This is a genomic window from Pelagimonas sp. KU-00592-HH (genome assembly GCF_040369695.1).
In the GTDB taxonomy this organism is placed as follows: domain Bacteria; phylum Pseudomonadota; class Alphaproteobacteria; order Rhodobacterales; family Rhodobacteraceae; genus Shimia.
Window position 1 is genome coordinate 60,939 of record NZ_BAABWM010000006.1, and the last position, 12,557, is coordinate 73,495.

At 58.5% G+C, this 12,557-nt stretch carries 12 protein-coding genes; 1 reads left to right on the plus strand and 11 read right to left on the minus strand.

Annotated features, from left to right (window positions below):
• Positions 1-7: 7 nt before the first annotated feature.
• The 10 genes from ABWV42_RS19255 to ABWV42_RS19300 form a co-directional block, all read right to left on the minus strand.
• Entirely contained in the window at positions 8-799 is a 792-nt protein-coding gene (locus tag ABWV42_RS19255) for an amino acid ABC transporter ATP-binding protein (protein ID WP_353341601.1), read from the minus strand.
• Between the two features lie 12 nt (positions 800-811).
• Positions 812-2,110: an amino acid ABC transporter permease gene (locus ABWV42_RS19260; protein WP_353341602.1), complete on the minus strand. Its 1,299-nt coding sequence runs from the start codon at positions 2,108-2,110 to the stop codon at positions 812-814.
• Between the two features lie 3 nt (positions 2,111-2,113).
• Positions 2,114-3,346, minus strand: coding sequence for an amino acid ABC transporter permease (locus ABWV42_RS19265; RefSeq protein ID WP_255109933.1), 1,233 nt, complete (start codon positions 3,344-3,346; stop codon positions 2,114-2,116).
• A gap of 122 nt (positions 3,347-3,468) precedes the next feature.
• Entirely contained in the window at positions 3,469-4,485 is a 1,017-nt protein-coding gene (locus tag ABWV42_RS19270; protein WP_255109931.1) for an amino acid ABC transporter substrate-binding protein, read from the minus strand.
• A gap of 206 nt (positions 4,486-4,691) precedes the next feature.
• On the minus strand, positions 4,692-5,399 hold the full coding sequence (locus tag ABWV42_RS19275) for an ATP12 family chaperone protein (protein ID WP_353341603.1): 708 nt from the start codon (positions 5,397-5,399) through the stop codon (positions 4,692-4,694).
• Positions 5,396-6,076, minus strand: coding sequence for an HAD-IA family hydrolase (locus ABWV42_RS19280; protein ID WP_353341604.1), 681 nt, complete (start codon positions 6,074-6,076; stop codon positions 5,396-5,398). The genes ABWV42_RS19275 and ABWV42_RS19280 overlap by 4 nt, the downstream gene beginning before the upstream one ends.
• Positions 6,073-7,116, minus strand: a complete 1,044-nt coding sequence (locus tag ABWV42_RS19285) for an RluA family pseudouridine synthase (RefSeq protein ID WP_353341605.1) — start codon at positions 7,114-7,116, stop codon at positions 6,073-6,075. Before ABWV42_RS19285 ends, ABWV42_RS19280 begins: the two co-directional genes overlap by 4 nt.
• Positions 7,113-7,490 carry a fluoride efflux transporter CrcB gene (gene crcB, locus ABWV42_RS19290; protein WP_353341606.1) on the minus strand — a complete coding sequence of 126 codons (378 nt, stop codon included), beginning with the start codon at positions 7,488-7,490 and terminating at the stop codon, positions 7,113-7,115. The genes ABWV42_RS19285 and crcB overlap by 4 nt, the downstream gene beginning before the upstream one ends.
• Positions 7,491-7,568: 78 nt before the next feature.
• Positions 7,569-8,879 carry a replication-associated recombination protein A gene (locus ABWV42_RS19295; protein WP_353341608.1) on the minus strand — a complete coding sequence of 437 codons (1,311 nt, stop codon included), beginning with the start codon at positions 8,877-8,879 and terminating at the stop codon, positions 7,569-7,571.
• Positions 8,880-8,882: 3 nt separating this feature from the next.
• A complete protein-coding gene (locus ABWV42_RS19300; RefSeq protein ID WP_353341609.1) occupies positions 8,883-10,259 on the minus strand; it encodes a trypsin-like peptidase domain-containing protein in 1,377 nt (458 codons plus the stop codon).
• 274 nt (positions 10,260-10,533) lie between these two features.
• On the opposite strand from ABWV42_RS19300, the gene ABWV42_RS19305 reads away from it, so the two are divergent.
• Positions 10,534-11,490 (plus strand): TAXI family TRAP transporter solute-binding subunit, encoded by a 957-nt coding sequence (locus tag ABWV42_RS19305; protein ID WP_353341610.1) that lies wholly within the window; start codon positions 10,534-10,536, stop codon positions 11,488-11,490.
• Between the two features lie 9 nt (positions 11,491-11,499).
• Here the strand turns inward: ABWV42_RS19305 and ABWV42_RS19310 are convergent, their stop codons facing one another.
• Positions 11,500-12,555, minus strand: a complete 1,056-nt coding sequence (locus ABWV42_RS19310) for a TauD/TfdA family dioxygenase (protein WP_353341611.1) — start codon at positions 12,553-12,555, stop codon at positions 11,500-11,502.
• Positions 12,556-12,557 lie beyond the last annotated feature (2 nt).

The window sequence follows — 12,557 nt, forward strand, 5'->3', positions numbered from 1 at the left end:
GCCTTTATCAGTGGCCGAGAATCTGGCTGAGGAACAGCTGGGTCCGCTCGCTCTTCGGATTGTTGAAGAACTCTTCCGGCTCGTTCTGCTCAACGATCTGACCCTGGTCCATAAAGATCACGCGGTTCGCGACCTGACGGGCAAAGCCCATCTCGTGGGTCACGCAAAGCATGGTCATGCCCTCTTCCGCAAGCTCGATCATGGTGTCGAGCACCTCTTTGATCATCTCGGGGTCAAGCGCCGAAGTCGGTTCGTCGAACAGCATGATACGCGGACGCATGCAAAGCGAACGGGCAATCGCCACACGCTGCTGCTGACCACCCGAAAGCTGACCGGGGTACTTGTGCGCCTGATCCGGGATTTTCACCTTCTCAAGGAAGTGCATCGCCGTTTCCTCGGCCTCTTTCTTGGGCGTCTTACGCACCCAGATCGGAGCCAGCGTACAGTTCTCGAGGATCGTCAGGTGCGGGAACAGGTTGAAGTGCTGGAAACACATCCCCACTTCCGAACGGATCTTGTCGATGTTCTTGAGATCGCTCGTCAGTTCGGTGCCATCCACCACGATGCTGCCCGACTGGTGTTCTTCCAGACGGTTGATGCAACGGATCAGGGTGGATTTACCCGAGCCCGAAGGCCCGGCGATAACGATACGCTCGCCTTCATGAACCGTGAGGTTGATGTCACGCAGCACGTGGAACGTCCCGTACCACTTGTTCATGTTGGAGATTTCAATCGCAACCTCGCTGCCCACATGCATTTTGGAGCGGTCGATTGCGCGGTCGGACATAAGTTCAGACATAGTGTGAACTCCTTAGCGATGATCGGTTGCGAGACGACGCTCCAACCATTGTGAGTATTGTGAGATTCCGTAGCAGACGACGAAGAACAACAGGGCGGCAAAGCCCAGGAGTTCCCAGTAGACGCCGTTCCATTCCGTCGACGCCAAGATCGGGCCGCGGATCATGCCCACGAGGTCGAACATCGAGATGACCGAAACCAGGGTGGTATCCTTGAACAGACCAACGGCGACGTTAACGATGCCGGGAATCGAGATTTTGAGCGCTTGCGGCAGGATGATCAGACGCATCGCCTGTGCGTAGTCCAAGCCGAGACTGTCAGCAGCTTCGTACTGTCCCTTTGGAAGAGCCGCGAGACCACCACGGATAACCTCGGCGATATAGGCCGCCGAGAACATCGTGATCATGATCACCACGCGCAGGAACAAGTCCACCGTACTTTCCGGAGGGAAGAAGTATGACAGCATGACCGATGCCACGAACAGCAGCGTAATCAACGGTACACCACGTACAAATTCGATGAAAATGACGCAGATGCCTTTGATCAGCGGCATGTCGGATTGACGACCCAGAGCCAACGCGATGCCAAGCGGCACCGACAAGGACACACAGGTCACACCCAACATCATGTTCAACATGAAGCCGCCAAGGTCACGCGATGGCACAGCTGCCAGCATGGCGTTCTCCGACGCGCCCTCGGGAATGAGAGCCCCACCGAGCCACCACACCACAAAGGCCGCGATGATGCCGCCAAAGAAGCCAACAGCGAAACTGTTCTTGCCGTAAAGCTGGAAGACAACGCCGCCTGCAACAACCCCGAGCAGAGCCACGATAGGCGCCAGGATCGTTCCACCCCAGATCAGCCAGAAGGCCAAGAAAGGATATATGGCAGTGAAAATCAGCAGCTTGCGCGGCAGATCGAAGAACAACACAGGTGCAATCGCAATCAGCAACAGCAGCAAGGCCAGGTTGGGACGCCAGTACGCCTCGACCGGATACTTGAAGCCGTAAAGAAGCTGGTTCCAACGCTCGGTCAGTACGGAGAAACAGGCAGCAGATTTGCCGTCCAGAATTTCCCGACATTCCGCGAGCGAGGAGGTTGTCCAGATACCTCCCATGATCCAGGGCAAGGTGCCTGAAAGCACGAGATAGATGAAATACAGCGCCAGAACCGTCAGTATTCCGTTGGGAATGCTTGAGAACAGGTTTTCCCGCATCCATTTGACGGCCCCCGTTTCGCGCGCTGGCGGCGGCAATTCAGGCAGTGTTTCAGTTCTTACGAAAGCATAAGGGTTCGCATTTTGATCGGACATGACTCAGCGCTCCTTCAGCTTCACGGAAGCGTTGTACAGGTTCATCGCCATCGAGATCAGCAGCGACGCAGTCAGATAGAACAGCATCAGCAACAGAACGCATTCGATAGCACGACCGGTTTGGTTCAGCGTGATCCCACCCAGCGTTGCAGTGATATCGGCATAGCCAACCGCAATCGCCAGCGAAGAGTTTTTTGTGATGTTCAGGTACTGCGAGATCAGTGGCGGGATGATGACACGCAGTGCCTGCGGCAGCACCACCAGGTTCATCACGCGACCAGAGCGCAGGCCAAGTGCAGATGCCGCTTCGGTCTGTCCTTTCGAGACAGCCTGAATACCGGCACGTACGTTTTCGGCGATGAATGCGCCAGTGTAGATCGACAGCGCGAACCACAGGGCGATCAGCGGGCCACCGATCTTGATGCCGCCTTTGAAGTTAAAGCCCTTGAGGGCGGGAACTTCCCAGGTCAGCCCCATTATCATGAGAAGAAGCGCCACCGGAACGAACCAGATAGCAAGGTTGATCCAAATCGTTTTGGGGCGTACGCCGGTATCTTCCTGCTTGTGCGTCGCCCAAGCGGAAACCCGACGTGTGGCGAACCACGAACCAGCCAGTACAGCCAGAACAAGAACCCAGTTCATCGTCGGCGAGGCAAACAACCCGCTTTCGAACCAAGGCATCGGGATGTAGATCCCGCGGTTGGTGAACGCGAACAGGTCCAACACCATGCTCGACGTCGCATTGTCGCCGCGGAAGGCCCTTGGGCCCGGCAGAACCGCCGTCATGATGGTGAAGATGATGATGATCCAGATCAGCACCGGAATGTTGCGGAAGATCTCGACATAGATCGCCATCAGCTTCGAGACGATCCAGTTGTTCGAAAGGCGCAGAACGCCGGCAATCACGCCGAAGATCGTCGCGGTCACACAGGCCAAAAAGGCAACCAGAAGCGTGTTCAGCAGGCCGACGAGGGCGGCTTTGGCGTGGGTTGACTGACTGTCGTAGTCGACGAGTCGCTGGTTGATGTCATAGCCAGCAGGTTCGCCAAGGAAACTGTAGGAAATGTTCAGTCCGGCGGCGCGAAGGTTCTGGATCAGGTTGTTGCCCAGATACCAGATCGCCAGCGCCAGAAGCGCGGCCGCTATCGCCTGGAACGTCAGTGAGCGATACCGGGTATCATGGATAAGCATAGATATCCGGAACGACTCCTTGGGAGGGTCGGTCAATGTGGTCATTTGGGATGTTCCCCGTTGCTCGGCCTTGTTTTTTTGATGGCTTTTGCGCCGGTGGCCGATTCATTGCTTGGTAAAGTGCGAAGGGCGCGAGGATGATCTCGCGCCCTTCGACTTAGTCGTTCTTAGCGGAAGGGCGGCGAGTAGATCAGACCGCCGTCGGTCCACTGTGCGTTCAGACCACGCGCCAGACCAATCGGGGTGTTCTCACCGATGTTCTTCTCGAACAGTTCACCATAGTTGCCGCCCGCCATGATGGCGTTCTTGGCCCAGTCAGCCGACAGACCGAGCATTTCGCCCAGCGAGCCTTCGGTACCGAGCAGACGGTTCACTTCCGGGTTGTTGGTGCCTGCAGACATCTCGGCGATGTTTGCCGAGGTCACACCCAGTTCTTCTGCGGTGATCAGCGCGTTCAGCGACCAGCGAACCACGTCACCCCAGTTGTTGTCGCCGTGGCGAACAAGCGGGCCGAGCGGCTCTTTCGAGATGATTTCAGGCAGCAGCACGTGCGCGCCCGGGTCTTCGAAAGTCGCGCGGGTTGCAGCAAGGCCCGACGCGTCGGTGGTGTAAACGTCACACGCACCTGCGAGGTACTGTTGCTGCGCTTCGGCGTTGGTTTCGATCGGAACCGGCTCGTAGCTGATGTTGTTGGCGCGGAAGAAATCCGCGAGGTTCAGTTCGGTGGTGGTACCGGTCTGGATACAAACGGTTGCACCGTCCAGTTCCTTGGCCGACGAAACACCCAGTTCAGCCGGAACCATGAAGCCTTGGCCATCATAGTAGTTGACGCCAACGAAGGTGAACTTCAGGTCCACGTCACGCGAGAAGGTCCAGGTGGTGTTACGCGCCAGCATGTCGATTTCACCCGATGCCAGAGCAGTGAAGCGGGTCTTACCGGTGGTCGGAACGAATTCGACCGCGTTTGCGTCACCCAGAACGGCAGCAGCAACGGCGCGGCAGACGCCTACGTCAAAGCCGTCCCAGTTGCCGTTTGCGTCAGGTGCAGCAAAGCCAACCAGACCCGTGGTCACGCCGCAGTTCAGCTTGCCGCGTGCTTTCACGTCATCCAGCGTGCCAGCAGCAGCAGCGCCAGCCGCAAGGCCAGCAACAGTCAGCGCACCAAAAATTACGGATTTTTTCATATTTACCTCTTCCTGATGGTCCGCCCTTTTTGGGCGGTTTATGATCCGGTCAGTTTTGACCAAGAGCGATACTGGAAAGGGTGCTCCCCCCTCAGCATGGACCAGTTTGGTCGCATTCATCGCGAAACGTCAAGAGCCGTATCACAGAATACAATTAATGCGAGCAGGCTCTCGGGAAGTCGGTAAGTATCGGACAAAATGGCCGGTTAATGCGACATTTTGAAAAAGCGTTCGGCGTTCAGGAAGGCCCGAAATTTCACTTCGGCTTGCTCTGCTGCCTCTTCGTCAACGCCCCACTGCTCTTCTTGCCAGGTTTCATCAATGCGCGACAAAGCCCAAATCTCTTCCGGCGCCCGGAATTCTCTTGCGGCAGCGAATCCAAGCACCAGGGAACCCGAAATGCTAACGAGATCGTGAAAGGCCGCCAGCTCGAAATTGTCGAGTGCATGAACCGCAGACCGCAGACGTTCTAGAGAGGCTTCATCCTGTGGTTGGTGCATGATTCCCGCAACAGGCACGAGCTTTGCCCCGAACTCCTGTTCCGTCCACCGCAGCAAGGGATCCCAGGCATCGGCCTGACGCGCGATAAGCTCTTCCGGAGATGTCGCCCGATAGCACAACAGATCGCTTCCGCCGTATTCCGCCAGCATGTCCGCGACCTCGGCATGTTGAACAGCCACCTTGTCGATTGCAGCATTGGCCGAGCGTGTCACGGGCATTGATGTTGGGTCAACTTCACCATCCTGCGCACGCCATTCTTCGGCAATGGCCTCGGCCATCTCCTGCGTGGGCACAACAAGTGATGCCTTAGCCGGTGTCTTCAACGCACGACCATCCAGACGCACGGTAAACCCATCGCCCTCTGCCTCAACCGTTGTTTCTTTCCAGAAGACTTTCTTTGCCCAACCACTCATGTGTCCATTCCCCAAATACGTTCAATTGCAGACGGCAACTGATGAAAAGAATCGATCACCACATCCGCAAGATGCAGCGCGTCGACGGGGTGATATCCCCAGCTCACGCCAATTGCTTTCATTCCGGCGGCACGCGCCATTTCCATGTCGAAACTGGTATCGCCGACCATAACCGCTTGCGATGGCTCCAACCCGGTGTCCGCCAAAGCGGCCTGCAACATCGAAGGATGCGGCTTGGAGGGGTGAAAGTCGGCGACTTGTTCGGTCACAAAGGTCTTCTGCAGTCCGTGGCCTTCCAGAAGCTTGTCCAGCCCTCTGCGCGACTTCCCGGTTGCGACGCCCAGCAGCACGTCATCCTGTACTGCCAGGGTATCCAGCACATCGCGTGCTCCAGGATACAGCGGAGAGGAATTCGACGTGCCCGCAGCCTCGCGCAGGTCGAAATAGGCCTGCTTGTAGCCGTCTACTAGGGCAAAGTGTTGTTCACGTACGAGATCGGGCGCTAAACGGGGCATTGCCACGTCAAGCGACAACCCAACAATCCCGAGGATGTCTTCCCGGCTTGGGGCCGTCTCACCGATTCCGTGAAAGGCCTGCGTCATTGCGGCGAGGATATCGCCCTGGCTATCAACAAGGGTGCCATCGACGTCAAACACCACAAGGCGCAGATCGGTCATCGAAGTTCCTCGAAAGGATCGTCAGCGGCAAGGTCAGGCGTCCAACCAAAGGTTTCCCAGGTCCGCGCCATATGTTCAGGCAGCTCGGCAGTGACCGTCATGACCTTGCGCGTTTCAGGGTGTTCAAAGGTCATCGAACGCGCGTGCAGATGCAGCTTGTTCGAAATGATCCCTCCCATTTGGGCGCCCCATCCATCCCCAAGGTTCTCTTGCGCCGATCCACCATATTTCCCGTCGCCAGCAATCGGATGCCCAATCTCGGCCATATGGGCGCGCAGCTGGTGGGTGCGACCGGTAATCGGCTCCATCGCGACCCATGCAGCGCGGCTCGCCACGCGGAAAAGCGTCGCGTATTGGGTAATAGCACGTTTGGCGCCCGGCGTGTCCGCCACATCGCGCGGATGCACGCATAACATCTTTTCGCCTTCACCTCGCCGCCCATGCCCCGGCGCCTTGACCAGGCCATACTTGATTTCGCCAAGGTACGGTGTCGGCACCCCGGCCACGACGGCCCAATAAATCTTGCGCGTTTCCTTGTGGCGCAGCGAAGCTGTCAACGCGCTTGCCGCCTGACGCGTGCGCGCAAGCAGCAGAACCCCGGACGTATCCTTATCGAGACGGTGCACAAGACGCGGTTTTTCGTCGTAATCGAATTTCAGAGCCTCCGCCAAACCATCCACGTGTTTGGTTTGCTTGCTACCGCCCTGTGTCGCCAATCCCGGAGGTTTGTTGATCACGATGACCTGATCGTCTTTGTAGATCACGCAATCGCGGATCATGCGCGCATCCTTGTCCGACACACGGGGAGCCACGCGCTCTGGCTGTGCGCCCGGCTCCGGCAGAGGCGGAATACGCACCTGCTGTCCGGCTTCAAGGCGGGTTGCGGGTTTTGCCCGCGCCCCATCTACGCGCAGTTCGCCTTTGCGACACATCTTTTCGATGCGGATCTGGTTCACATGGGGAAACATGCGGCGCAACCAGCGGTCCAGCCGTTGATCTGCATCGTCAGCGGCGACCTCAATGGTCTGTACTCGGCTCATGTCAAAATCCCTCTTGCCACCCAAAGGCCCAGGAACAACGCCCCGATCGACCCAACAACCGAGATCAAAACATACAAAGCCGCAGCTCCGGTCTGACCCCGCTCAAACAGGTTCACGGCCTCCAGTGAGAATGCCGAGAACGTGGTAAACCCTCCAAGGAAACCCGTCATCACCAAAGGCGACAGATGCGTCTGGCTGCGGTGCGCGGCCCAAACGACAAATGCGCCCATCAGGAAAGACCCGATGATGTTGACGGTGATCACTCCAAGCGGAAACCCATGCCCGACAAGCCGGGTCACCCCGATGCCGGTCAAATAGCGTAAACAGGCGCCGGTTGCTCCACCAAGAGCCACATATGCAAGGGTTGTTACCATCGCCCGTCTCTCACCCGCGCTGCCCTGATTGTCAAGCAAAGCAAGGGCGCGGAGGGCTTCGTGATCGCAGAGTGAACCCTAACCGTTACGCTTGCTGCGCAGATTTGAGAAATAGTCCAGCCGCCGCTTCAGCTCACGTTCGAATCCCCGCTCGACCGGGGTGTAGATCACCGGACGTTTCAAACCATCCGGGAAATAGTTCTGGCCGGAAAACCCGTCTTCTGCGTCGTGGTCGTATTGATATCCGGCACCATAGCCCTGCTCTTCCATCAACCGCGTCGGGGCATTCAGGATGTGTTTTGGCGGCGGCTCGGAACCGGTTTTCTTGGCCGTGCGCATTGCTTCCTTGTAAGCGGCATAGCCCGCGTTCGATTTGGGAGCGAGCGCCAGATAGAGCACCGCCTGCGCGAGGGCCAACTCTCCTTCGGGACTGCCGAGGCGTTCATAGGTCTCCCAGCTTTGCAGGCATACGGCCTGCGCCGGAGGATCAGCCAGCCCGATGTCCTCCACCGCCATCCTGGTGATCCTGCGCGCAAGGAACCGCGGATCTTCGCCGCCTGCCAGCATCCTTGCAAACCAGTAAAGCGCGGCATCCGGATCGGAGCCACGTACGGATTTGTGCAGCGCCGAGATCAGGTTGTAGTGCTCATCCCCACCCTTGTCATACTTTGCTGCCCGCTTCATCAGACGGTTCGACAGGGCATCTGAATTGAGTTTGCCGTCGACCTTCCAAGCCGAGACCTGTTCGATCAGGTTCAAGAGCGCGCGCCCGTCACCATCCGCCATCTCCAGCAAGGCTTCGCGCGCATGACCATCCAGAGGCAACGAACGATCCAGCTCTTTTTCGGCTCGTTGGGCAAGCCGTTCGAGATCAGAAAGCGAAAGCCGTTCCAGAACAAGAACTTGGGAGCGGCTGAGCACAGCAGCGTTGAGTTCGAACGACGGGTTTTCCGTGGTGGCACCCACAAGGAGGATCGTGCCGTCTTCCATGTGCGGCAGGAACCCATCCTGCTGCGCCTTGTTGAATCGATGTATCTCATCCACGAACAGCAGGGTGCCCTGCCCGTTCTGGCGGCGCATCTTGGCCGCCTCGAACACCTTTCGCAGTTCCGGAACACCTGTGAAAATCGCGCTGATCTGTACGAAATGCAGGTTTGTTTCATCGGCAAGAAGCCGGGCAATCGTGGTTTTCCCAACCCCGGGCGGACCCCAGAAAATCAGGCTCGACAGGCTCCCCGACGCGAGCATCACCCCCAAAGGCGCCTCTGGGCCAAGCACCTGTTCCTGTCCGATCACCTCACCGAGTGACTTTGGACGCAGCCTGTCGGCCAAAGGCCGGGGCGCCGTGTCTGGGACGGTGGTTGGTGAATTGTCGAACAGGTCAGCCATGAATCAGATCCGGAAACGTGAGACGATCCGTTGACCGCCCCGCAGGATCTCCATCGTCACGCTGCGCGAAGCCTGACGCAAGGCCGATTTCGCATCTGCCGTGGTTTCGATTTCTGTTCCGTCAATCTGGCGCAGCACATCACCCGGGCGCAGACCAAGGCGACCACCGGCCTTACCGGGATTTGTCACAACCACCCCGATAATATTGAGCGGCAGGTTGTACTCCGCGATCACTGCCGGGTTGATATTTGAAATCGTCAACTCGGGCAGCGCCGACTTGCGGGTGGTGGTCAATTCCTCACGGTCCGGCGTATCCGGCGCGGCGATCATGGGCACCCGAACGCTGGAAAGCTCACCACCCATCACTGCCAGAATGTCGACGTCTTTCCCAATTCCGGCGACAGACATTCGGTAAATCATTTCAGCAGGCCCATTCACCGGCTGGCCTTCAACTTCTAGAATCACGTCGCCCGCCTGCAAGCCTTTGCTTGCAAAGGGGCTTTCCTCATGCAACTCGGAGATCAGCACACCGCCAGGACGCCCCAAACCCAAGGTCTCTGCCAGATCGGAATCTACGGGCTGCCCGCCCATTCCGGCCCATGGGCGCACGAAATTCGTGCCACCAGCGCGCGCCTGTTCGACAAACTGGCTCACCAGCGCCGAAGGAATGGCGAACCCAATTCCGTTCGACCCACCCGATCGCGTGAGGATCGACGTGTTCACCCCTACCAGATCGCCGTTCACATCCACCAATGCCCCACCCGAGTTGCCAGGGTTGATCGGAGCGTCTGTTTGAAGGAAATACCCGCGGGCGTTGCCGGTGGCGGTGCCGCTTCGGGCTAGGCCGGAGACGATTCCGGAGGTTACGGTTTGGCCGACGCCGAAAGGATTGCCGATGGCGAGGACGAGTTCGCCGACTTCCACGCTCTCGCTATCGCGCAGATGGAGGTAGGGCATGTCGCTGGCATCTTGCATCTGAAGGATCGCCAAATCGCTTTCCTGATCCGACAAAAGCACCTTGGCGGAATACTCGCGACGGTCGTTCAACTGGACCCGAATATCGGTCGCCAAGCCGACGACGTGATAGTTCGTCACGAGGATTCCATCCTCGGACAGGATCACGCCAGAGCCAAGGGAGTTTTGCACCTTGGGGCGGATACGCCCTTGATTTCGAAAGAGATTTTGAAAGAATGGATCCCCCATGAAGGGGCTTTCACGCACCTCGACTACGCGTTTGGCATAGATATTCACAACGGCAGGCGCGGCCTGTTTGACCAGAGGGGCAAAGCCGAATGCGATCTCGGCCTGTGACTGGGGGATACGGGTCTCGGCCTTGAGCGGCAAGGCAAGCAGAACAAGGGCGGCAATCAAACGAAACATGGGGCCTCCGTGGTGTTTGCCCCAGATATGCGAAGGCCGGAAGAGGATTGCAAGCGTACGCAGCGAATCAGCGAAAAACCCCGTTCGGTATCCCGGCCGTATCATGTCGGTATTACGTCGGTACTGCAGTGCAGAAAGAGCCTGATCCGGCACGGTTAAGGTGCCGTGCGCCGTTAACAAAGGGTTTCCCCAATCGCGGCCAGTTTGACATCTCGCGGCAATCATCCGATCACTGAACCGTTGTCCGATGTTCCAATGTCGAGAGTTCCCGTTGATGCCTGCGCCCAAGTTGTTCACCTCTGCCCTTTTCAGTGCCTTTGTCGCCATGTCTGCCCTGCCGGCGATGGCAGCTGACAAGATCACGATTGGTGCAGGCGCGCGGCAGGGACTTTACTATCCGACGGGCGAGGCGCTGTGCGGGCTGTTCGAGAACGGCAACAAGGATGTGAAGTGTCGGGTCAAGGCGTCCAAGGGCGGCGCGGCGAACCTTCGAGACATCAACCGCGGTAAGATCGAGTTTGGCATGGTGCCTTCCGACTGGGCCGGCTGGGCCTATGACGGGCGGTTCAAGTTCAAGGCGTCAGGCGGAGACAAGAGCCTTCGGTCGGTCGTCTCGTTGTTCGACATGCCCCTGACTTTTCTTGTGGCCGGCGAGTCCGAGGTCAAACAGCTTTCGGATCTGAAGGGTAAGAGGATCAGCATCGCGGGGATCACGCCGGAAGTGTTCGATGAAATCCGGGCCGTCTATGGATGGGAGATCAGCGATTTTCCCTTCATCGACATCGGCCGCACCCGTGATCGTGCCGGAGCCCTTTGCAAAGGAGAGCTGGACGCGATCCTGTTTCATGTCGCGCATCCAACGGGGCTTGTTCAGAAAGCTGTCCAGACCTGCAAGGCCAAGGTTCTGCCGTTGCCGAGTTCGATCATCAACCGGCTTACGAAATCGTCGAAGGCTTTTGTGAAATCCTCGGTACCGGGGGGAATGTATGCCGGGAACGGCGCTCCGGTTCAGACCATTGCGACCAAGGTTGTCATCCTGTCCCGCGCGGCGGTTGCCGAGGATACGGTCTATGCCTTCGTGAAATCGACGATCGAGAACACCAAGGCGCTGCGCCGGTTGCACCCCGCGCACGACCGGATTCGCGAACGCGCCATGGCCCGTGACGGATTGGTCGCGCCACTGCATCCCGGCGCAGCGCGGTACTATCGCGAAAGAGGGTGGATCAGGTAAGCGCGTGCCCTAGCCGTCCAACGGCGCATGAAGGCGCGTTTCGCGGGTCACGATGCCGCCGCGATTGCCGATCTCGATACTGCCGTATCTTTGTTTGAAACATTCCGGCAGGTCCCTGTCACCCATGGGTGAGAGCCAGAGGCGAAACAGGTGGCGGCGTTGATCGGGATCCGGCCAGTCGGTAAAGCCGGTTCGGTCATGCAGCTGTGAGTGGTTGTAGACAAACTGCATGTCGCCGGGCCGTAGCCGCATCTGGATGTGCAACTCGGGATCATTGGCGAGGGAATCAAACAGATCGAGCGCGGCGACATGATCCGGGGTCAGGCGCATGGCCTCGGGGAACCGCTGGGCCGAATCGATATACTGGCGCTGGTAGAACACCGTGAGCTTGCCCCCGTGCCACGAGAGGGGCGGAATGGTCATGTAGGGCTTCATCCCTTCAGGGACCTCGCCGCGGCGGTCCGTGGCGAGAGGGTCGAACAGTTTGTCCAGCAGGTCCGGACGCAGGGCGCGCATCCGGTTGTAGAGTGTTTCCACGCTGACCAAGAGGCTGTCGCCGCCTTCGTGCGCTTCTTTCAGGCAAAGCAGACCCACAATATCGGCGCTGTCGGTGTGAAAGGTCTGGCGGGCGCTGGTCTGGTAAATCCGGGTATTGGGATCATTGGGATCGGCCCCGACGTTGCGGACGTGGCCAAGGATGTGACCAGCGGCATTCTGGGAGCGGGCCGAGCCAAGGTGCGCGCCGACACCACAGAAGATCGCGGCGGCCATTTCCTGAGAATATGTGCCGACGGGCAATCCGCGCAGGACCTCGAAACCGATGCCGTCGATCAGTTTGCTGCGCAGCCCTGCGAGGTGATCGGCGAAATGCGTGAGCGGAAAGTCCTGTGCGGTGATTTCGCCGATATCGCGACCAAGCGACAGGTAGTGGCGGGCCGCCTGTTCGAGATCGTGGATGTCCTGCGGGGCAAGTTCGATGAGCCAGCGTTCGGGGTGGGCCTGCATGTCGCTACCAAGCCAGGCGGCGGGGCCAGTGAATTCTACAGGGAGGGTTTCATCATTCATGA